Source organism: Bradyrhizobium tropiciagri, from assembly GCF_001189845.1.
GTDB lineage: Bacteria > Pseudomonadota > Alphaproteobacteria > Rhizobiales > Xanthobacteraceae > Bradyrhizobium > Bradyrhizobium tropiciagri.
Map to the genome: position 1 here is coordinate 41055 of NZ_LFLZ01000012.1, position 20788 is coordinate 61842.

General features: G+C 65.2%; 16 protein-coding genes and 1 pseudogene. 9 read left to right on the forward strand and 8 right to left on the reverse strand.

All coding sequences use genetic code 11. The features are described from left to right. Nucleotides 1-72: 72 nt before the first annotated feature. The 4 genes from AKN84_RS12540 to AKN84_RS12550 form a co-directional block, all read right to left on the reverse strand. A complete protein-coding gene (locus AKN84_RS12540; RefSeq protein ID WP_050421022.1) occupies nucleotides 73-1758 on the reverse strand; it encodes a SulP family inorganic anion transporter in 1686 nt (561 codons plus the stop codon). A gap of 189 nt (nucleotides 1759-1947) precedes the next feature. Then, nucleotides 1948-2679 carry a cytochrome c biogenesis CcdA family protein gene (locus tag AKN84_RS12545; protein ID WP_128970710.1) on the reverse strand — a complete coding sequence of 244 codons (732 nt, stop codon included), beginning with the start codon at nucleotides 2677-2679 and terminating at the stop codon, nucleotides 1948-1950. Nucleotides 2680-2767: 88 nt separating this feature from the next. Then, complete coding sequence (locus AKN84_RS45125; RefSeq protein ID WP_128970711.1) at nucleotides 2768-3148, reverse strand: hypothetical protein; 381 nt, start codon at nucleotides 3146-3148, stop codon at nucleotides 2768-2770. Nucleotides 3149-3459: 311 nt separating this feature from the next. Continuing rightward, nucleotides 3460-4272, reverse strand: coding sequence for a FadR/GntR family transcriptional regulator (locus AKN84_RS12550; RefSeq protein WP_244485059.1), 813 nt, complete (start codon nucleotides 4270-4272; stop codon nucleotides 3460-3462). Nucleotides 4273-4363: 91 nt separating this feature from the next. On the opposite strand from AKN84_RS12550, the pseudogene AKN84_RS12555 reads away from it, so the two are divergent. From AKN84_RS12555 to AKN84_RS12585, 7 genes and pseudogenes are all read left to right on the forward strand, one after another. After that, nucleotides 4364-5394, forward strand: a pseudogene (locus AKN84_RS12555) (TRAP transporter substrate-binding protein). 9 nt (nucleotides 5395-5403) lie between these two features. Next, nucleotides 5404-7260, forward strand: a complete 1857-nt coding sequence (locus tag AKN84_RS12560; protein ID WP_050421024.1) for a TRAP transporter large permease — start codon at nucleotides 5404-5406, stop codon at nucleotides 7258-7260. A gap of 11 nt (nucleotides 7261-7271) precedes the next feature. Then, a complete protein-coding gene (locus tag AKN84_RS12565; RefSeq protein WP_050421025.1) occupies nucleotides 7272-8255 on the forward strand; it encodes a hydroxyacid dehydrogenase in 984 nt (327 codons plus the stop codon). 351 nt (nucleotides 8256-8606) lie between these two features. Then, nucleotides 8607-9614, forward strand: a complete 1008-nt coding sequence (locus AKN84_RS12570; protein WP_244485072.1) for an ABC transporter substrate-binding protein — start codon at nucleotides 8607-8609, stop codon at nucleotides 9612-9614. A gap of 19 nt (nucleotides 9615-9633) precedes the next feature. Continuing rightward, nucleotides 9634-10491 (forward strand): branched-chain amino acid ABC transporter permease, encoded by an 858-nt coding sequence (locus AKN84_RS12575; protein ID WP_050421026.1) that lies wholly within the window; start codon nucleotides 9634-9636, stop codon nucleotides 10489-10491. After that, nucleotides 10491-12290, forward strand: a complete 1800-nt coding sequence (locus tag AKN84_RS12580; RefSeq protein ID WP_050421027.1) for a branched-chain amino acid ABC transporter ATP-binding protein/permease — start codon at nucleotides 10491-10493, stop codon at nucleotides 12288-12290. Before AKN84_RS12575 ends, AKN84_RS12580 begins: the two co-directional genes overlap by 1 nt. After that, complete coding sequence (locus AKN84_RS12585; protein WP_050421028.1) at nucleotides 12271-13014, forward strand: ABC transporter ATP-binding protein; 744 nt, start codon at nucleotides 12271-12273, stop codon at nucleotides 13012-13014. The genes AKN84_RS12580 and AKN84_RS12585 overlap by 20 nt, the downstream gene beginning before the upstream one ends. 63 nt (nucleotides 13015-13077) lie before the next feature. Here the strand turns inward: AKN84_RS12585 and AKN84_RS12590 are convergent, their stop codons facing one another. The 3 genes from AKN84_RS12590 to AKN84_RS12600 are packed head-to-tail and all read right to left on the reverse strand — an operon-like array spanning nucleotide 13078 to nucleotide 16817. Further along, complete coding sequence (locus tag AKN84_RS12590) at nucleotides 13078-14115, reverse strand: A4/G1 family peptidase (protein WP_050421029.1); 1038 nt, start codon at nucleotides 14113-14115, stop codon at nucleotides 13078-13080. Further along, nucleotides 14112-15002 carry a phosphatase PAP2 family protein gene (locus AKN84_RS12595; protein WP_128970713.1) on the reverse strand — a complete coding sequence of 297 codons (891 nt, stop codon included), beginning with the start codon at nucleotides 15000-15002 and terminating at the stop codon, nucleotides 14112-14114. The genes AKN84_RS12590 and AKN84_RS12595 overlap by 4 nt, the downstream gene beginning before the upstream one ends. Before the next feature lie 42 nt (nucleotides 15003-15044). Beyond that, entirely contained in the window at nucleotides 15045-16817 is a 1773-nt protein-coding gene (locus tag AKN84_RS12600; protein WP_128970714.1) for an adenylate/guanylate cyclase domain-containing protein, read from the reverse strand. A gap of 564 nt (nucleotides 16818-17381) precedes the next feature. Here AKN84_RS12600 and AKN84_RS12605 point away from each other — a divergent pair. Further along, on the forward strand, nucleotides 17382-18674 hold the full coding sequence (locus AKN84_RS12605; RefSeq protein ID WP_050421032.1) for an MFS transporter: 1293 nt from the start codon (nucleotides 17382-17384) through the stop codon (nucleotides 18672-18674). Between the two features lie 4 nt (nucleotides 18675-18678). Here the strand turns inward: AKN84_RS12605 and AKN84_RS12610 are convergent, their stop codons facing one another. Beyond that, a complete protein-coding gene (locus AKN84_RS12610) occupies nucleotides 18679-19290 on the reverse strand; it encodes a TetR/AcrR family transcriptional regulator (RefSeq protein ID WP_050421033.1) in 612 nt (203 codons plus the stop codon). 156 nt (nucleotides 19291-19446) lie between these two features. Here AKN84_RS12610 and AKN84_RS12615 point away from each other — a divergent pair, with 156 nt between their 5' ends. Continuing rightward, the gene (locus AKN84_RS12615; protein WP_050421122.1) at nucleotides 19447-20679 is read left to right on the forward strand and encodes a cytochrome P450; all 1233 of its coding nucleotides are present in this window, start codon (nucleotides 19447-19449) and stop codon (nucleotides 20677-20679) included. The last annotated feature ends 109 nt before the right edge of the window (nucleotides 20680-20788 follow it).

Here is a 20788-nt window from a genome sequence, read left to right on the forward strand (position 1 = left end):
TCGCGTGTTGATAAACTGTCCCGGATTACGCTTCGCTTCATCCGGGCTACGCACTGCGGATCGCATCAGTCTCTAGCCCTGGCCGAGTGTGCGGACTGCTTCATCGACACTGCGGAAGACGTGGTCCCGCGGCAGGACATCGTAGAGATTAAAGCGCTCGAACGCGTTCTGTGCGCGTGTGGACTCCAGCCGCGCCACCGCCACCGTCACGCCGTCACCGCGGCATTCGCGGAACAGGTCGCGCAGCGCCTGCGCTGCGGTGAAATCGATCTCGATCATGCCGCTGGCCTCGATCACCAGTAGCTGCGGCTTGGGTGTCGACGCTCCGACGGCCTTGAGCACGCCGCTTTGGAAGTCTTCGGCGTTGAGGAACGACAACGGCGCCTGCAGACCGACGACGGCAATGCCGGGCTTGCGCTCGCCGGTGACGTGCGCGCCCGCCGGCCACCAGATCGTGGTGCCGGGGACATGGACGAATTCCACCAGCTGGCCCCGCGTCGTGGTCCAGATGCCGTGCAGCAGCGACAACGCGATGCCGACGGCGACGCCTTGCTCGATCGGCAGCACAATGATCGCGGCTGCCGTCGCCACCACCAGCAGGAATTCATAGAACGACTGGCGGAGGATCTGGACGATCTGCTTCACGCGAATGATGCGCAGCGCCACGAACAGCAGGACGCCACCGAGCGCCGCGTCGGGCACGTGCTGCAGCAGTGTCGCGCCGAACGCCAGCAGCGCGAGCACGATGGCCGCAGCAAACAGCCCCGAGAGCTGCGTGCGTCCGCCGGTCTCGGACACGATGCCGGTCCGCGGCGGACTGGCATTGACGGGGAAGGCGCCGAACAGGCCGGCGAGCAGGCTGCCGGCACCGGCGCCGAGGAAGTCGCGATCGACATCGGCCGGCTTGTCCGGATCTGACAGGAACGAGCGCGTCGTCGCCGCGGTCTGCACCATGACGACGATGGCGATCAGGATCGCCAGCGACAGCAATTTGATCCATCGCTCCGGCGCGATGTCCGGAAGCGATGGCTTGGGCAGCGACCCGGGCACGATGCCGACCACCTTGACGCCCTTGCTTTCGAGATGGCCGGCGATGACAGCGATGGTGGCCACGACAAGGCCGATCAGTGCGCCCGGAATCCGCGCGCTGATCTTCTCCGATCCGGCCACCAGCGCCAGCACGCCGAGGCCGATCGCCAGCGTATAGGCATTGGTCTGGCCGATGTTTTCGGCGAGGGCCCCGAGCTTGTAGAGCGTCGGCCCGTCCGGCGTGGTCAGGCCGAGCACGCCGGGCAATTGCGAGACCAGGATGTGGACGGAAATGCCGGCGAGGAAACCGACCGTGACCGGCGTCGACAGCAGATTGGCGATCCAGCCGAGCTTGAACAGGCCGCCGGCTATCATGATCGCGCCGACCATCAGCGCCAGGGCCATCGCCAACGATTGATAGTCGGGCGAGCCCGCGGTCGCCATCAGGGCCAGGCCGGCCGCGAAGATCGGCGTGATCGTCGAATCGGCTCCGCAGGACAGGAAGCGGTTGGCGCCGAGCATCGCAAAGCCGAGCGAGCCGGCCATGAAGGCGAAGAAGCCGATCTGCGGCGAGAAGCCGCCGAGCCGCGCGGTCGCCATCTGCTCGGGGATCGCGATTGCGGCGAGGGTCAGCCCTGCTATCAAATCCCCGGGCAGGTTGCTCGGCTGAAAGCCGGCCAGCGAACGGAAGATCGGCCAGCTGGCGCGTGTCGCGGGGGTTTGGGCCATCGGTCTCCGACTCATCTGGCGGCGAAGGGACCGGAATAGTCGGCCATCGCGTGGCCAAAAGCCAGCGGACGCGCGTGTGCGGCGCGAAGAGCCTAAAGCGTTTTCGAGCGAAGTGGATACCGGTTCGCGTGAAGAAAACGCGTCAGAACAAAAACTAGAGCGCCATTCCGATTCAATCGGAACGGCGCTCTAGCCGATATTCTGCAGCGCCGGAAAGGTCTCCAGCAGCCAGACGCTGACACCAGACACCGCGCCGGTCAGGAAGCCGATGCCGGTGACCACCATCAGCACGCCCATCACGCGCTCGACGGTGTCGAGATGGCGCTTCATCCGCGCGAACACCGAGGAGAATTGCTTGACCATGAAGGCGGCGAGCAGGAAGGGGATGCCGAGCCCGGCGGAATACACCGCAAGCAGGCCGGCGCCCTTGGTCACCGTGGCCTCCGCGGCCGCAATCGAGAGGATCGCAGCCAGGATCGGGCCGATGCAGGGCGTCCAGCCGAACGCGAACGCGAGGCCCATGACATAGGCGCCCCACAGCCCGACCGGCTTGGGTGCGGTGAGCCGCCCTTCGCGCATCAGCAGGCCGATCCGGGTGATGCCGAGGAAGTGCAGGCCCATGATGATGATGACGATGCCGGCCAGGATCGAGAGCTCGGCCGACCAGGCGCGCACCAATCCGCCGACGAACGATGCGCTGGCGCCGAGCGCGACGAACACGGTGGAGAAGCCGAGCACGAACATCAGCGCCGCCGTCATCACCGCGCGCTTGGAGGCCGCGGTGGCGCCGTCCTGGTTGACCTGCTCGATGGTCGCCCCGGTCAAATAGATCAGATAGGGCGGCACCAGCGGCAGCACGCAGGGCGACAGGAAGCTGACTAGGCCGGCGATCAAGGCGGCCGGGATCGAGACGTCGTGCATCAAGGGACCTTCGCAGAATAACCGTTCTGTCTTGGCGTCTACGCAGCCAACAATCCAGAAGTTTCGTCGCTAAAGCCTTCAACTATGGTCACAGGCCCGTGTCCGGCGCATTGGCGGGAGCGGCACGACGGTGCGGCGCTCGAAATGCGGCCAAGGTTTGCCAGCTCGCGGAAAATGGCGCTATCGTTCGCGGATTGCGCGGCCGATCCACGGGAGAGCGGCATGAACGAGCACGATTTCGAAAGGCAATTGAAGGGCCGACGGTTTCCAGGAAATCGAGCGTCAGAAGCTTGATCCGCGCCCGGGCAAGGGACGGCACCGGCATCATTTCGAGATCCGCGGCCTGGTGATCTCCGGAACCTTCGTTGTCAGGCAAACCGGCGAACCCGTCGTCTATCGCTCCGGGCAGGTATTTTCCGTTGCCGAGGGCGAATTGCACGATGAGTGGATCGAGGCCGAAGGCGCCCACGTTCTGGTCGGCCGGAAGTTTTCCGAGGGCAGGGCCTGACGAGCTTGTGACGCGGTCGAATGCGAAGCTGCGTCCTCGCCCGGCTCGTCGCCTCCGCTAAAGCTTCGGCGCGTCGGGGATGCATGGCCTCGTCGAACTCGTTCAGGATCGCGCCACATACTCACTGTCGTCCCGGCGAAGGCCGGGACCCATAACCCCAAATGCTGCTTGTTGCGCGATGCTGGAACGACGAGTCCCACCTGCAACATCCGCCGCGGCGTATGGGTCCCGGCCTTCGCCGGGACGACGATGTGGAGAGACAAGTGCGCTCATCACCGCTTGCGCCTAGCCGGCGCAGGCGGCGTCTCGAATTCCCGGCCGCGAATCCGCACCAGATCGTCGGCGGAATGCGCCAACAGCAACACCGTCGCTTCGCGCGCGGCCTCCGCATCGCCGGCCGCGATCGCATCCAGCACTGCGCGGTGCTCGCGCAGCGCGCGCGGGCGGTGCGAGCCGGGGGCGGCGATCGTAAAGCTCTGGCGCAGGGTGATCTCGAACATCTGGGCGATCGGCCAGAAGAACTCGTTGCGGGTCGCGAAATAGATTGCCTGGTGGAACTTGATGTCGGCGGCGACGAAGTCCTCATTGGTCTTGGCCGTGTCCATGCCGTCGCACCCGGCGCGGATGCGGGCGATGTCGTCTTCCCCGGCATGGGTCGCCGCCAGCGCCGCGGCGGCGGGCTCGACCGCGGAGCGCAGCTGGAACAGTTTTGCCAGATAGCGATCGATCTTCGCCGTCTCCAGGTGCCAGCGCAGCACGTCGGGATCGAGCTGATTCCATTGCTCGGGCGGCCGCACCCGTGTGCCGCTCTTCGGCCGCGACTCGATCAGGCCCTTGCCGGTGAGGGTACGGATCGCCTCGCGCACCACCGTGCGGCTGACGTCCATCATCTCGCAGATCTGCATCTCTGGCGGCAGCGTCTCGCCGACGCCGATCTCGCCGCGGACGATGCTGCTGCGACCCGGTCGGTGACCTGGCTGTGCACGCTCCGGCGCAACGCGTTGAATGTCTGGAACATCGGATGCCTCGCTGGGGTTGGTGCCCGCGCCGCCGCCGAGCCGCGCTCTTGCACAACCGCATTTCATTTGTCATACATTATGACAAATGGTCTGCCAAGCTCGCGCCAGCCAGCGTCGCAGCCACAACAACGATCCGTTCCTGGGGAGGAGCACCACCATGACGTCGATGCGCGTGAGCCGCCGTATTGTATTGCGGTCATCGGCCGCTGCCGCAGCGTGGCTCGTCGCCGCGCCCGCCACCATCGGCCGCGCGCAAGCTGCGACCATCAAGATGCGGTGCTCGTCGTCGCTTCCGAACGACCCCAAATACGCCAACGGCCGCGTCTACTACGACAATTTGGTCAAGAGCCTGAAGGCGAACGGGCTCGGCGAGCAGATCGAGGTCACGTTCTTTCCCGACAACCAGCTCGGCCAGGAGATCGACGTCATCAACTCGGTGAAGCTCGGGGTGATCGACCTGATGGTCTCGGGCTCGTCGATCTCGGCGAACCTCGTGCCGCTGGTCGGCACGTTCGACCTCGGCTACCTCTTCACCAGTTACCAGCAGCAGACCAAGGCGTTCGACGCCGGCGCGGCGAAGCCGATCGAGGATGCGCTGCTCAAGGGCGCCGGCATCCACATCATCGCCTGGGCCTATAATTTCGGCGCACGCAGCGTGCTGGCGAAGAAGCCGGTGAAGACGCCGGAAGATCTCGCCGGCCTGAAGATCCGCACGCTGCCGAACCCGATCATCACCGAATGCCTGCGCCTGATGGGCGCGGCGGCGACGCCGCTGGCGTTCGGCGAGATTTACACGGCGCTGCAGGCCGGCGTGCTGGACGGTCTCGAGCATGATCCGCCGACCATCCTGGCCAGCAAGTTCTACGAGACGGCCAAGCATTACGCGCTGACCCAGCATATCTTCTCGCCGCTCGCGGTCTATTTCAGTGACACCACCTTCAACCGCATGGCCCCCAAGCTGCGCGAAGGCTTCCTTGATGCGGCGAAGACGCCGCGGCCGACACCCGCGCGCATGGGCTCGCGGTGGAGAAGGAGGCGCTGGCGAGCCTGGTGGAGAAGGGCGTCACGGTGGTCGAATGCGACAAGGAGGCGTTCCGCAAGCGCGTGCTGCCGCAGACCGACAATTTCATCAAGGCACGGCCCGAGGCCAAGGCCGTCGTCGATCTGATCCGCGCCACCCAGGCCTGAGGTCGGCGCATGTCGGTCGCCGCGATTGCGACGAGAAGCAGCTCTGATCGGATCACCGCGCCGTTGCTCGCCATCAGTGACGCGATCGCCGCGATCCTGCTCGCCGCCGATCTCGTGGTGGTCTGCACCTCGGTGCTGGCCCGCTTCCTGTTCAATGCGCCGGTCGAATGGTCAGATGACGTCGCCCGCGGCCTGATGGTCGGGTCGAGCTTCTTCGGCGCCGCGAGCGCACTCGCACGCAGCGAGAATCTCGGCGTCGCCTTCTTCGTCGACATGCTGCCGCCGGGCGTGCGGCGGGTCGTCGACTCGGTCGGCGCGCTGCTCGTCACCGTCATTGCCGCCTATGTCGCGTTCAACGCGATCAAGATGGGCTGGCTGACCACCGGGCAGACCTCGGGCTCCGGCCTGCCGCTGGAATGGACGTTCTATCCGATGGGCGTCGGCGCGGCATTCATGACGGTCTTCGCGTTCGAGACGTTCTGTGGCCGGCCGTTGCGCGACATGGTGGCCGGCATCATCACGACGACTGTCATCGTCGGTCTCTATCTGGCCTGGGACGCACTTGCGCAGTCATCAGTGCCGTCGTCGCAGACGCTGATGCTGATCGGCTTCTTCCTCACGCTGTTCGGCGGGCTGCCGATCGGCTTTGCGCTGGCGCTCGCGGCGCTGATCTTCATCTGGGTCGAGGGCACGCTGCCCGGCGTGATCTTCGCCCAGCAGATGGCGCGCGGCATCGACAATTTCGTGTTGCTGGCGATCCCGTTCTTCATCCTGGTCGGCTATTTGATGGAAGCCAACGGCATGTCGGTGCGGCTGATCGAACTGTTGCAGCGCGCGGTCGGGCGGATGCGCGGCGGGCTCAACGTCGTGATGGTGATGTCGATGGTGCTGTTCTCCGGCATCTCCGGCTCCAAGATGGCCGACGTCGCAGCCGTCGGCTCGGTGCTGATCCCGGCGGCACGCCGCTCGCGGCAGAATCCGGGCGGCGCCGTGGCGCTGCTCGCCGCCTCCGCGGTGATGGCTGAAACCATTCCGCCCTGCATCAACCTGATCATCCTCGGCTTCGTCGCCAATCTCTCGATCGGCGGCCTGTTCGTCGCCGGCATGCTGCCCGCCGTGCTGATGGCGCTCGCCCTGATCGCGGTGTCGATCGTGTTCGGCAAGCGTCCGGCCGCGAACGAGGAAGCCGAGCCGCGCGCCGCGGTCTCGGGCTTGTGGACCGGCGCGATCGCCTCGTTCGGGCTGATCTTCATGATCTTCTTCGGCTTCAAGAGCGGCTTCGCAACGGCAACCGAGATCTCGGCCTTTGCCGCGGTGTACGCGATCGCTGTCGGCAGCCTCTTGTTCCGCGAACTCGGCGTGAAGAGCCTCGCGCACTGCTTCGTGCAATCGGCCGTTCGCTCCGGGCTGGTGCTGTTCATCGTCGCCGCCGCGCAATCGCTCGCCTTCATCCTGACGCTGCAGCAGGTGCCGCACGCGGTCGGTGAGCTCATGCTGGCGATATCGGGCAGCCATGGCGTCTGGCTGTTCATGCTGCTGTCGATCCTGGTGCTGGTGGTGATGGGCTCGGTGCTGGAAGGTGCCGCGGCGCTGATCATCTTCGGCCCGCTGCTGCTGCCGGTCGCGGTCAAGCTCGGCATCGATCCGCTGCATTTCGGCGTCGTGCTGGTGATCGCGATGGGGCTCGGCTTGTTCGCACCGCCGCTTGGTCTCGGCCTCTACGGCGCCTGCCTGATCGGCAATGTGCCGATCGAGCAGACCATCAAGCCGATCGCGGGGTATCTCGGCCTGCTGCTGTTGTGCCTGCTGGTGATCGCCTTCGTGCCGGCCATCAGCACGGCGCTGCCGCATGCCCTCGGCTATTAGGGGAGACACTCATGAAAGTGCTGCTCGCCCATACCCCGCAGATGCGCCGCGACTATTACGGCGAGCGTAGCCTGAGCGGCCTGCGCGCGGTCGCCGACGTCAGGCTGCACGACGGGGACGAGCCGCTCAACGCCCCGTCATTGGTCGAGGCCGCGGCCGATGTCGACATCATCGTTGCTGATCGCATGACGCAGGGGCCCGGCGACATCTTTCCGCTTCTGCCGAAACTGCGCGCTTTCGTGCGCTGTGCGGTCGATATCCGCAACATCGACGTGGCCGCGGCGTCCGCCGCGGGCGTGCTGGTGACGCAGGCGAGCGCCGGCTTCATTCAGTCGGTGGCCGAGCTCGCGCTCGGCTTCATGGTCGATCTGTCGCGCGGCGTTTCCCGCGCGACTGCGGCGTATCACGCCGGCGATGCGCCCGAAGTGGTGATGGGCCGCCAGCTTGCGGGAAGCACGGTCGGCATCATCGGCTATGGCAGCATCGGGCGCTATCTGGCCGGGATCGCCAAGGTGCTCGGCATGAACGTGCTGGTCGCCGATCCCTTCGCGGCGGTCGATGACGCCGCGATCACGCATCTGCCGCTCGACGACCTGCTGGCGCGCGCCGATTACGTCGTCTGCCTCGCGATCGCCAACGCACAGACCGAGAATCTGATCGGGCGGGCCGCATTGGCGCGGATGCAGAAGCATGCGTTCTTCATCAACCTGTCGCGCGGCAATCTCGTCGACGAGGCGGCGCTGGCGGAAGCGCTGCGCGACGGCCGCATCGCGGGTGCGGCGATGGATGTCGGCCGGGCGCCCGACCAGATGCCGACGCCGGAGCTCGCAAAGCTGCCCAATGTGATCGCAACGCCGCATGTCGGCGGCCTGACGCCGCAGGCGATCGAGCATCAATCCTCGGAGACCGTGCGCCAGGTGGCGAAGATCGTCGCCGGCAAGGTGCCTGTCGGTGCCGTCAATGCCGAGCACTGGACGCGGCGGCCGCGGCTATGAAAGTTCAACAAGGCGCAATGCCGTCCGCGGGGCTGGACAAGAGCTTCGCATCCAGCCCAAACTTGCGCCCGTCAAACCGCGGCCGCTGAGCGCGCGGACAAGCAATCAACGGACGTCCCGCAACAAACGACGGGCGCCGAGAGGGAAACAGGGAGAGCATCACATGGCCATGTCACGCCGTGACGTCTTGTTGGGCAGCGCCGGTGCATTGGGCGCCGCATCATTCTCCTTCCCGGCCCCTGCGATCGCACAATCGGAACCGATCAAGATCGGCTGCCTCGCAGCGATCACCGGCCCGAGCTCGCGCCGACCGTCGGCTTCAACCGCGGCGTCAACTTCGCGGCCGATGCCATCAACAGTGCCGGCGGGGTCAAGGGGCGCAGGATCGAGCTGGTGATGCGCGACACCCAGGGCGACCCGACCAAGGCTGTCAACGCCACGCAGGAGCTGATCAGCCAGGCCAAGGTGCACGCGATCTGGGGGCCGCTGAATTCGGGCGAGGCGCTGGCGACGACGCCGATCATGGCGCGTGCCAAGATGCCCGATTTGCACCCCTGCGTCGTCGAGACCCTGATCGATCCGGTCAAATACCCCAACGCGTTCCGCATCGCGCCGTCGAACAACCAGTGGGACGACGCCGTGCGCAACTATTGCCTCAAGATCCTCAAGGTGAAGAAGGTCGCCGTGATCGGCGACACCACCGGCTATGGCGTCACCGCGGTCGGGGCGTCGGTCGCGGCGTTCAAGAAGGACGGCGCCGAGGTGGTTTATCAGGCCAATGTCGATGCCACGCAGCCCGACATGACGCCGGACATGCTGCGCGCCAAGAACGCCGGCGCCGAGGCGATCGTGGTGTGGAGCGTCTCGACCGGCATGGAGGCGCGCATGTTCAACACCCGCGCCGCGATGAACTGGGACGTTCCCTTCGTCGGCCATCCCTCGATGGCGTCGGGCGAGCTCGCGAGCCTGGTCGCCAAGCCGGAGAACTGGAAGAAGGTCTATGCGATCGGCTACAAGAGCTGCAGCTATGACAGCGCCGGCAAGCTGCCGCCGAAGAGCGAGGACCTGGTCGCGCGGCTGAGCAAGGCCAATGTCGCGCTGAACGACACGCTGCTGTGGTGGGTCGCCGGCGGCATCGATTGCATCGAGCTGATCGCCAAGGCGGTCGCGGAAAGCGGCTCGACCGACAGCGCCGGCATCATCAAATACTGGAATTCGCTGTCGACCTATCCCGGCTATTTCGGCAATTACCGCTTCTCGCCGACCGAGCATAACGGCTATCTGACCGAAGAAATCGTGATGTCGGAATCCTCGACCGCCAAGAACGGCACCTTCGCGCTGGCGCCGGGATACACATAGAAGGGCGAGGGCGCAGCCGATGCTGGCCTCGATCCTTGCATCCGGTCTCGCGGCGGGCGCGATCTACGCGCTGGTCGGCGTCACCTACAACACGATGTTCTCGACCTCGCGGGTGATGAGCTTCACCGCCGGCCAGCTTGCGATGCTGGGCGGCGTGTTCGGCTCGATGTTCACGCTGAAGCTCGGCTTGCCGATTCCCGTCGGCTTCGTATTGACGCTGCTGTGCTGCGCGGTGATCGGGATCGTCACCGAATTCGTCGCGGTGCGGCCGGTGCTCAAAAGCCTCGACCAGCATCTCTACGTGCTCTCGACCCTGGCGGTCGCGCTGATGATCCAGCAGGTCACGGCGATCAAATGGGGCACCGAGCCGCAGCCGTTCCCGCGCGTCGCAGGATTCGGCGAGGGCGTGCTGGATGAAAAGTTCTGGCTGCCGGTCGTTGCCTGCGCCGTCACCATCATCGGCCTCGAATATCTCTACCGCCGCACGCTGGTCGGCCGCGCGTTCCTCGCCATCGCGGAGGACAATTTCGCGGCACGGGCGCTCGGCCTGCCGGAGCGCAATCTGCGCGTCGCGAGCTACGCGCTGGCAGGAATGGTCGGCGGCATCGCCGGATTTTCCGGCGGGCAGCTACTGCTGGCGTTCTTCGCCAATGGCGCGCTGCTCAATTTCTACGGCTTCGTGCCGGTGGCGTTGGGCGGACTCGGCAACAACAGAGGCGCGATCATCGGCGGGCTGGCACTCGGCCTGTTCCAGCAGGCGGCGAACTTCCTGGTCGGCGGCATCTTCTCCTCGGTCGCCGTGTTCACGCTGTTCATCGTGGTGCTGCTCGCCGCGCCGCAAGGGTTGTTCGGTGCCTCGACCGCGCGGAGGGTGTGATGAGCTCGGTCGCCGCCGCTCCACCCCGAACCGATAGGGGCGCATGGCGCGCCGCGCTGCCGCACATCCTGCCGTTCCTCGGCATCCTCGTGCTGGCCGTGCTGCTGCCCTTCGTCAGCAATGATTACTGGGTGCTGATCGGCACCCGGATGGCGATTTACTGGGTGCTGGTGTCCGGCCTCAATCTCGTGGTCGGCTTTGCCGGCCATCTCGCGATCGGCTATGTCGCGCTGCTGACGCTCGGCGCCTACACGACCAGCGTGCTGGTCGCCGGCAATGTGATGCCGGCCATCCCGGTGTTTGCCGCTCTGCCGATCGCCGGCCTGATCGGTGCGATCTTCGGTGTGATCGTCGGCCTGCCGGCCTTGCGCCTGCGCACTTTCTATTTCGCAATGTCGACCTTGGGCTTTGCGACCATCGTGACGCAGATCGCGCTGGCCTGGCAGAGCGTGACCGGCGGCGGCATCGGCATTGCCGGCCCGGAATTCCCGGCCCCATTCAACACGCCCTGGGGCTTCTACGCCCTCTGCATCGCGTTTGCCGCGTTCACCACCTGGATGAGCGCCAACGTCGCGCGCAGCCGCTTCGGCCGCGCTTTGATCGCGGTGCGCGACGCCGAGGTCGCCGCCGAAGCCAGCGGCATCTCCAAGCCGAACATGCTGGTCGCGATCTTTTTGTTTGCCGGCGCGCTGGCGGCGATCGCCGGCGGGTTGTTCGCAACCCTGCAGACCTACATCACGCCCGATGCGTTCACCTTCGATCTCTCGGTGCTGTTCTTCATCGCGATCCTGATCGGCGGCCGCGGCTCGATCCTCGGGCCGATGCTCGGCACCATCATCCTGACCATCCTGCCCGAGATCGCGGCGCCGCTGGCGTCTTGGTCGACCTTCCTCTACGCGGTGCTGCTGCTCGTGATCGTGCTGGTGATGCCGGGCGGCATCGCGGCGCTGCTCGATTTCCGCAACCGCCGTCCGCTCGCCAGCAACCGCGCCATCGTGCCGCGCCCGGCGGCGCTCGCCGACATCGTGCGCCGGCGCGATGGCGGCAAGCCGCTCCAGCTGCGCGGCATCGCGCTGAGCTTCGGCAATGTGAAGGCGATCGACGGCCTCGACCTCGATGTCGCTCCGGGACAGATCCATGGGCTGATCGGCCCGAACGGCAGCGGCAAGACCACCACGCTCAACGTGATCTCGGGCTATTACGCCGCCAAGGCCGGCACCATGACGCTCGGCGACGAAGTCTTGCCCGCGGGCCAGCCCGTCAAGCGCGCCGCTTGCGGCATCGCGCGCACCTTCCAGACCCCGCGGGTGATCGGCGAAGCCTCGGTGCTGGAGAACGTCATGATCGGCGGCTCGATCGAGGGCAGGGCGAATTTCGTCGAGGCGATGCTGGCGCTGCGGCGTAACGGTGCCGACGAGCGTATGCTGGCCGCGAAGGCCCGCGCGCTGCTCGGCGTCGTCGGCCTCGAGGCGCTCGCCGAGGTGCGCGCCGATCGCCTGCAGCACAGCGAGCTGCGCTTCATCGAGATCGCACGCGCGCTGATGCTCGATCCGGATTTCCTGCTGCTCGACGAACCCGCGGCGGGTCTCTCCAACGACGAGATCGAGCGGCTCGCCAGCCTGATCAAGGCGGTCTGCGGCCGCGGCACCGGCGTGCTGCTGGTCGAGCATCATGCCGATCTGATCTTCGACATCTGCCACCAGGTTACCGTGCTCAATCTCGGCCGCACGCTGGCGGCGGGAACGCCGGCGGAGATCCGCGTCCACAAGGAGGTCGTCAGTGCTTACCTCGGCGGCTGAACCTCTGCTTGACGTGCGCGCACTGGAATCCGGCTACGGCAAGATCCGCGTGCTGCACGGCATCGACATGACGATCGCCGCCGGCGAGGTCGTCGCGCTGCTCGGCCCCAACGGTGCCGGCAAGACCACGCTGCTGCGCGCGATGTCGGGCCTGTTGCCCGTCACTGCCGGGCAGGTCCGGTTCGGCGGCCGCGACATGACCAACGCCACGCCGCGTGATGCCGCGCAGGCCGGGCTCGTGCACGTGATCGAGGGACATCGCGTGTTCACGCAGATCTCCGTGACCGACAATTTGCTGCTAGCAGGCTACGACCTGCCACGCGGGGAACGCGCCGTGCGGGTCGAGGAGGCATTGTCGTTCTTTCCCGAGATCGCCGAGAAACGGCATGAGCGCGGTGGCGCGCTGTCGGGCGGGCAGCAGCAGATGCTGACGGTGGCCCAGGGCCTGGTCCGCCGCCCGCGGCTGTTGATGCTCGACGAGCCGTCCGCGGGGCTGTCGCCGGTGCTGGTCGATCGCGTCCTCAACGTCATCGGCCGGCTGCGTGCGCAGGGCACCTCCGTGCTGCTGGTCGAGCAGTTGCTCGAGAAGGCGCTGGCCTGCGCCGATCGCGTCTACGCGCTGGTGCAAGGCGCGATCGCTTTGGAGGCTGCGACCTGCGAGAGCGACCTCGCACACCGGCTCGAGCGCGCCTATTTCGGCCATGAAAGCCACGCGCTCGCGTAATGCGATCGTTCCAGTTTCTTCCGAGCCGGGTGCCACTGTGGCCAGCGGTCGATCGAACGCTTGCTAGCGGAAGTAGGTGAGGAACTCCGTCGAATCGATCGGCCTCGCAATGGACGGCTTCTCGGTCCTTTCCGGGTTCTCTTTCACGACGTACATGTCGATGAGCTTCGCGCCGGAGAGATTTCGCTCCACCATCGCGCCGGTATCCGTGTTGATGGCTGACGCGCCGCAATCGTGGAAGACCACCGTACCGTAGTCCGGGAGCTGCAGCGGGGTTGGATTACCGGGGAGGGCCGACCTCTCCATCACCCATTCCGCCGTTGCCCCGGGAATCTTGAAGGGTTGCCCCAGGCGGGTCAGGGGAGCAGTTTGAAAGAACTGCACGGAGCGACTGGTCGTCAGGTTCGTGATCACGAACGACACGCCGGTGCGATCCGGCGCGACCTGCATGAGGCACATGATCAGATCGCCGGCATGAATCTTCGGTGACACAAGCGTGATGGGATGTGCCTGGGCCGGGTCGCCCCTGACCCACCATTGCCACCACGCAAAGAACGACGTCGTCGGACTGCCCGCACCCATACCAGGGTCGATGTTCTGCGCGGTGCCGATTTGCGGCAGCGTCGATCGGTAGTACCGACGTTGTCCGTCAAAGCCGATCCACGCCGAGCTGTGATATATTTCGCTGGCGCGGCCGTTCGCAGGCTGAGTTGGCGTCGGCACCTGAAACTTTCCCCAGAGCGACGAGAAGATAGTGCCATCCCTCGGTGTGATGTAGGCGCCGGACCAATTGAGGCTGCTTTCGCGCCGCGGCGATTGATCGAACGATCGGCGCAGGCCCGCGGTGACCGGGGAAAGCACCTGGAAATCGAACGCCTCGAACGCCACCGTCGGACTAAACATCTTCTGCCAGAATGCATACTCGGCCGGCTGAAGAACCGGGTCGGGGCGTCTCGGAAAGCCGAGCGCCCTCAACTCGTCCTGCGAGGCGACCAGGGCGCGAAATCCAGTGGGGGGAAGAACGCTGGTCGTCGAATCCGCGATGACCTTCTTCAGGGTCTCGGGGTCGTATGTGGGGCTCCGCCCATCCCGGGTGCTCATTGCCATTCGCCTGCGGCAGCCGCGATTGCGCTGTCAAACATCGGCACGGTGTTCGGTGTCAGAATGGCGGTGTCCAGCAAATCGGCAATTCTGGCGCCGCCTTCCGAATCCTTCGGATAGTGCACACCTGCAATCTCGCGGTTTCGGGCGATCGAATCCGCCAGAATCGACAGGTCGGATTGCAATACGGCCTGGTCGGCTGCGGACATCGCCGCCGCGGCGAACACCCTGAGCATGCAGTTCTTCATGAAATGCGCCTGGGTGGAATGCCCGCTCGGCCAGGACGAGTGGCCGGGGACCTGGATCGGCGGCAGCAAGGCAGGGCAAATCTGCGACGGCCGCGGCAAATCATACTTGTCCTTGAAATACAACGCCGCAAAGGACCCAATCAGACTCGCGATGTTCAACAAGCGCCAGGTTTGCGTGTGCGAGCCGGGCCTGGCGGTCAGCACGGCCAGAAAATCCGTGAAGAATTCGACATCCTGCGAGAGGATCAATCCCATGGCATCCGGCCGCTCATCCCGCGCGGCGAGCACAAGGTTGTCGATCTGGGTGGCGTAGTCAGTGACCAGGTCGGTCCGAATCTGCGTGAGGGTGGCGTCAGCGTCGATGGTCGCTGCCCAGCCGGGGACGTTGGCGATGAACTGATGCAAGACGCGCCACGCGTACCAGTTTGCAGACCATTGTCGGCTGCCGAAATGCGCCGGCGGCGTCCGGCGCAATGTGCCGAGCTCGTTGGTGCCGGAGGGGTCAAGCCGCGTGACGAACGGCAGATCAACGCGGTCTGAAATAAACCAGCCACCCCCTCCGAGGTTGCCGGTGTTTCCCGTATTGCCGGTGTTTCCCGTATTTCCTGTGTTGCCCGTGTTACCTGTGTTGCCTGTCATTGACGTCTCTCCCTCTTTCGGCAGCCTCGTCAGCAGTACCAATCAATCAGGAAGCCCCGCCGATCGCAGGTGGCCGAGCCAGGTGTCCAACGCATCGCCGCGAAACGGACAGTGCGGCGCGTAGGACGAAATGCGGAATCCGGGTTGAATGTCGAGGTAGCGGCGCGCCGCCTCCGCAGCTTCTTCACGGCGGCCCAGGGCGCCAAGCGTGACGATGAGCAGGCGGTGGTTGAAGCGAATAAGTCCGTTGCGGTTCAGGGCGCCGCGCACCCACTCCAATGCCTGCTCATAGTCGCCGTTCACGTAGTGAGCCTGGCCGAACAATCCCTCGTGCCAGAACGAGCGTGCGTCAAGCGGCGAGAGCCGGACGCCCTGTTCGCCCTGACGCAGGGCGGCAGGGCCGTCACCGAGAAAGCCGGATGTCGCGCTCGCCATGGTCCAGGCCATCGCTGAGCTCGGGCCGGCGGCGATCGCGCGGTCGAGGGCTATCCTGGCACTTTGAAAGTCATGCAGCAGAAATGATTGGACGTGACCATACACCGCAAGCGCGAATGCGTCGTCACCGCCCCGATCGATCGCCTCCTTGGCATATCTGGCACCGGCGATGACGTCACCCTCGGGATCCGGCGATCCGATTTCCCCGATCCGGAACACGTACCACAGCGCGACGTAGGAATAGGCCAACGCAAAATTGGGGTCGTACGAAATGGCTTGCTCGAGCAGGCCCCGCGCCCTGGAAAACGAGTCGTAGTCCATCCGGTACAGCAAATCGAGCGCCTGCAGCACGAGATCGTACGCAGTCAGATTCTGCGGATGCTTGCGCATTGATCTCATCAGCTCACGCTCGCGAACCTGCGGCGCGATTTGTCTTACGACGTTGATGGCGATCCGATCCTGAAGCGCAAACAGTTCGCGAAGGTCGCCTTCGTGCAAATCCGAACGAATGACTTCGCCCGACTCGGCGTCGCTGAGCTCGGTCACGATACGGACCGAGGTCATCGTCCTCTGAATGCCGCCATAGAGGACATAACGAACCCCGAGCCGACGCCCGATCTCGCGCACGTCGACGTTGCGGCCGCTGAAGCCGAGGCTGGACCCGCGCGATACGACAAAAAGCTCCTTGAGCCCGGCAAGGCCGCGGATGATGTCGTCAACAACGCCGTCGGCGAAATAGCCCTCTTCTGGAGTAGCGAGGTTCATTCGGAACGGCAGCACGGCAATCGAGGGGCGAGGTTCCCTGCCTACCGGGGCTTCGCCAACAAGCTTCGCGGGCTGCATGGAACGGTGGAGCGCATAGACGCGGACGGGCCGACCCATGTTGCGAAGATGCAGATCGCCGAGATCGACCACGCTGACGTCGAGGTCCTGGCCGATTTGCTCTGCAACGGCGCCCGATATCACGACGCCGCCCGCCTGCGCATAGTTCTGAAGGCGTGCCGCGATGTTCACACCCTCGCCATAGACATCATCTTCTTCAACGATGATATCCGCGGCATTCAGCCCGATGCGAAAGCTGATGCGTTCGTCAGCCGGCATTCCGGCCGTATTAACGGCCAGAGCTTCCTGCAGCGAGAGAGCGCATCGCGTTGCGTCGCGCGCGGTATCGAATGTTGCAAGGAAGCCGTCGCCGGTATTCTTGACGATCCTTCCGTTCTGCGCCGTGACGCCCGGGGTGAGAATTTCCGAGCGCAATTGCATCAGCCGGGTATGGGTGTTTTCCTCATGCGCCTCCATCAGGCGCGTATATCCGACCACGTCTGCCGCAAGGATTGCCGCGAGACGTCGGCGAACTTCCGGGACCGATGGGGTCATCATATTATTGATACTTCTGCAAATTTTACTGATACGCGACGAAAATCCGGCACAAGAAAAGGACGTCAATGCGAAAAGAATATCGTCATCAAGATCATAAAGGAAGCTTCATCCGGCAGGGTATGCAGGGTGTGCCAACCGAGCGGGCGAGTACAGTATGAGATTTGCAACCTTTGAGAGGGCGTTCGCGGATACGCAATCGCGTTTCCTCCCGACGGCTGGATATGATGCGGACCAGCTCTGGAGCGCGGCGTTACCGCTGGAGTGATCGTCATCGTCGTACCCGGCGCCGCCCGTCGTTCGATCGCGGGGGCTCGGAATTCCGGCAGACAGCAGAAGGTCAGTTGACATGGCGAAGGTGTTCGACATCGCGCGCAAGTTCTGCCGCATCAGGCCTGACTGTCTATGAATTGCTTCACACAATTTGGATCGTTGACTGAGCGAATTGACGCGGTTCGGCGGAATACCCGCCCTTGAAGCCGCCGTGTCGGTCCATGGGGCTTGACCGTCGACGGACGCGGGCTGAAACAAGCATTCGCACTCTGACCCTCGCAGCGAAGATCCCCCATGCGGCTTCCCTTCTTCTACGGCTGGATCATCGTCGCGGTGACCTTCGTCACCATGGCGATCGGCGTCAACGCGCGGACGGCATTCTCGCTGTTCTATCCGCCGATCATCTCCGAGTTCGGCTGGGAGCGCGGCATCACCGCGGGCGCATTCTCGTTCGGCTTTGTCGCTTCCGCGATCGCGAGCCCGCTGATCGGCCGGCTGATGGACCGCCGCGGGCCGCGCGCGGTGATGGAGCTTGGCGTGCTGCTGATGGCCTCGGGCCTGCTGCTGGCGCCGTTGACCACGCAGCCCTGGCATCTCTATCTCACCATCGGCGTGCTGGTCGGTTCAGGCAGCGTCTGCCTCGGCTATTCCGGGCAATCGCTGTTCGTGCCGAACTGGTTCATCCGCCGCCGCGGGCTGGCGATCGGACTCGCCTTCGCCGGCGTCGGCATCGGCTCGGTGACGTTGCTGCCGTGGGTGCAGCACATGATCGAGCACACCGGCTGGCGCACCGCCTGCACCGCGATGGGGATCGTGGTGCTGGTCGTGCTCGCGCCGATCAACCTGTTGCTGCGCAAGCGGCCGGAAGACATCGGCCTGCAGCCGGACGGCGATGCCGCGCCGTCGGCGACGTCGGCCAGGCCGGCATCGAACATCGTCGATCCGGGGTGGGCCGGCACCGACTGGACGCTGCCGCGCGCGCTGCGCACCGCGCGGTTCTGGTGGATCGCGATCGGTTATTTCTGCGGCCTGTACATCTGGTACGCGGTGCAGGTGCACCAGACCAAATTCCTGCTCGACATCGGCTTCAGCTCCAACGTCGGCGTCTGGGCGCTCGGCGTCGTCAGCCTGCTCGGCATTCCCGGCCAGATCTGGCTCGGGCATTTGTCCGATCGCATCGGCCGCGAATGGGTGTGGGCGATCTCGTGCTTCGGCTTCGTGATCTGCTTTGCCGCGCTCGCCGCGCTGAAATACTGGCCGAGCATGGCGCTGATCTATCTCATGGTCTTCACGCAGGGCGCGCTCGGCTATGGCCTGACATCGGTGATGGGACCGGTGGTGCTCGAGATCTTCCAGGGCAAGCATTACGGCAGCATTTTCGGCACCGTGATGCTGGCCGCGCTCGCCGGCGGGGCCGCCGGCCCGTGGATCACGGGACAGCTCTATGATCTCTCGGGCAGCTATACCAGCGCGTTCCTGCTCGGCATCGCCGTCAGCCTGCTGTCGGCGCTGGCGATCTGGCAGGCTTCGCCCCGCAAGGTCCGTGCCGTCGCCGGGCAAATGCACAAGGTCGCGAGCGCGGCCTGACGCTTCAGGCGGATGAAACGCCGATCGCCCGCTGCAGGTCGGTGATCGCGCGCAGGCAACTGTCGGCGGGCGTGGTCTCCGGATCGATCAGGCGGTGCAGGCGGAAGCCATCTTCCAGCGCCAGCACGATCGCGCCGGTCCAGTCCGGATTGAGTCTGGCGTTCCTGCCGCTGTTCTTCTGCGCGGTCTCGACGATGTCGGCGATCAGCTTGCGCCGCGCGCGCAGCCGCTTGGCGAGTTCGGGCCGGCGCTTCTCGGCGCGCGCCACGAACAGGATCATCTCCATATGCAGCAGGGGCGAGCGCCCGAGCGGATCCTGCCGGCTGCGATCCACGGTGCGCAGTGCCTCCAGGAAGTCGGCGAGGTCGCTGTGCTTGGCGAGCAAATCGAGATTGCGCCGGATCGATTGCTCGACGTGATCCTCGAGCATCGCGAAGATCAGCTCGTCCTTGCTCTTGAAGTTCGAATAGAAGGCGCCGCGGGTGAAGCCCGCCGCGGCCGCGATCGCCTCGATGCTGGCGCCGCCGATTCCCTGTTCCTCGAACACCCGCGCCGCTGCCTCGAACAGCTTCTCGCAGGTGTCGTCCCGTGTCGGTCTGGTTCGAACCCTTGACATCGGCTCATTTTAGGGCAGAATGCAACTCGATACAAGAGTGTATCCAGTTGCACTCGACAAAACCAGAACGACCGCACCCGTGTTGATGCGGTCTTGAGGATGACACCAAGGCGCGCCAAGGTGCAGGCACCGGGGCCGCGAGCGAACGAGGTCACCATGAACGAGCAAGTTCAGCCGGCCAGCGGCGATCCGCTTTTCAATCCACTGGCACCCGAATTCATTCGCAATCCCTATCCGTATTATGAGCGGCTGCGCCGGCTCGATCCGATGCATGTCAACGCGCATGGCGCCTTCGTCGCCAGCCGCCACGCAGAGGCCAGCCTCGTGCTGCGCGACAAGCGGTTCGGCAAGGATTACGTCGAGCGCTCGATCCGTCGCTACGGCCCCAAGATCATGGACGAGCCGGTGATCCGCAGCATGAGCCACTGGATGCTGCAGCAGGATCCGCCGGATCATACAAGGCTGCGCGGCCTCGTCGTGAAAGCGTTCACCGCGCGCCGGGTCGAGGACATGCGTCCGCGCATCCAGCACGTCGTCGACGAGACGCTCGATCGCATCATTCCGCAGGGGAAGATGGACCTGATCGAGGACTTCGCGTTCCGCCTGCCGGTGACGATCATCTGCGACATGCTCGGCATCCCGGAGGAGCATCGCGAGGCCTTCTACAACGGCTCGCGCGACGGCGGACGCCTGCTCGAGCCGGTGCCGCTCTCGGCGGAGGAGATCAAGCAGGGCAACGCCGGCAACGCGATGGCGGCGATGTACTTCCACCAGCTGTTCGAGCTGCGCCGCAAGCAGCCCGGTGACGACCTCACCACCCAGCTGGTGCAGGCCGAGGAGAACGGCCAGAAGCTGACCAACGAGGAACTGACCGCCAACATCATCCTGCTGTTCGGCGCCGGCCACGAGACGACCGTCAACCTGATCGGCAACGGCCTGCTCGCGCTGTTCCGCAACCCGGACCAACTCGCGCTGCTGAAGGCCAATCCGGGCCTGATCACCAACGCGATCGAGGAGTTCCTGCGCTACGATTCCTCGGTCCAGCTGACCGGCCGCGTCGCGCTGGAAGACATCGAGGATCTCGGCGGCAAGCGCATCCCGAAGGGCGAGAGCGTGCTGTGCCTGCTGGGCTCGGCCAATCACGACGAGGCGGTCTATCCCGACCATCCCGAAAAGCTCGACATCCAGCGGCCGAACGTGAAGCCGCTGTCGTTCGGCGGCGGCATCCATTTCTGCCTCGGCGCCCAGCTGGCTCGGATCGAGGCCGAGATCGCGATCTCGACGCTGCTGCGCCGGATCCCCGACCTGCGGCTCGATGACGCGGAAAATCCGGAGTGGCGGCCGACCTTCGTGCTGCGCGGGCTGAAGCGGCTCCCGGCGAGCTGGTGACGTTCCGGATCAGCGGCAGGGCAGCGTTCCTGCCGCGACGGCCGGAGCGCACGCACGCTTGAACGGAAATCCACATTCCATCCGACGTCGCAGCGGTAAAGCCGCTGTG

What these genes read in the sequence shown, in the direction of transcription:
- AKN84_RS12565 (WP_050421025.1), top strand. Translation starts at nt 7,272, where the DNA reads ATGAAAGTGCTGCTCGCCCATACCCCGCAGATGCGCCGCGACTATTAC.
- AKN84_RS12580 (WP_050421027.1), top strand. Translation starts at nt 10,491, where the DNA reads ATGAGCTCGGTCGCCGCCGCTCCACCCCGAACCGATAGGGGCGCATGG.
- AKN84_RS12575 (WP_050421026.1), top strand. Translation starts at nt 9,634, where the DNA reads ATGCTGGCCTCGATCCTTGCATCCGGTCTCGCGGCGGGCGCGATCTAC.
- AKN84_RS12540 (WP_050421022.1), bottom strand. Translation starts at nt 1,758, where the DNA reads ATGGCCCAAACCCCCGCGACACGCGCCAGCTGGCCGATCTTCCGTTCG.
- AKN84_RS12610 (WP_050421033.1), bottom strand. Translation starts at nt 19,290, where the DNA reads ATGTCAAGGGTTCGAACCAGACCGACACGGGACGACACCTGCGAGAAG.
- AKN84_RS12600 (WP_128970714.1), bottom strand. Translation starts at nt 16,817, where the DNA reads ATGATGACCCCATCGGTCCCGGAAGTTCGCCGACGTCTCGCGGCAATC.
- AKN84_RS12595 (WP_128970713.1), bottom strand. Translation starts at nt 15,002, where the DNA reads ATGACAGGCAACACAGGTAACACGGGCAACACAGGAAATACGGGAAAC.
- AKN84_RS12615 (WP_050421122.1), top strand. Translation starts at nt 19,447, where the DNA reads ATGAACGAGCAAGTTCAGCCGGCCAGCGGCGATCCGCTTTTCAATCCA.
- AKN84_RS12590 (WP_050421029.1), bottom strand. Translation starts at nt 14,115, where the DNA reads ATGAGCACCCGGGATGGGCGGAGCCCCACATACGACCCCGAGACCCTG.
- AKN84_RS12550 (WP_244485059.1), bottom strand. Translation starts at nt 4,272, where the DNA reads ATGAAATGCGGTTGTGCAAGAGCGCGGCTCGGCGGCGGCGCGGGCACC.
- AKN84_RS12560 (WP_050421024.1), top strand. Translation starts at nt 5,404, where the DNA reads ATGTCGGTCGCCGCGATTGCGACGAGAAGCAGCTCTGATCGGATCACC.
- AKN84_RS12605 (WP_050421032.1), top strand. Translation starts at nt 17,382, where the DNA reads ATGCGGCTTCCCTTCTTCTACGGCTGGATCATCGTCGCGGTGACCTTC.
- AKN84_RS12545 (WP_128970710.1), bottom strand. Translation starts at nt 2,679, where the DNA reads ATGCACGACGTCTCGATCCCGGCCGCCTTGATCGCCGGCCTAGTCAGC.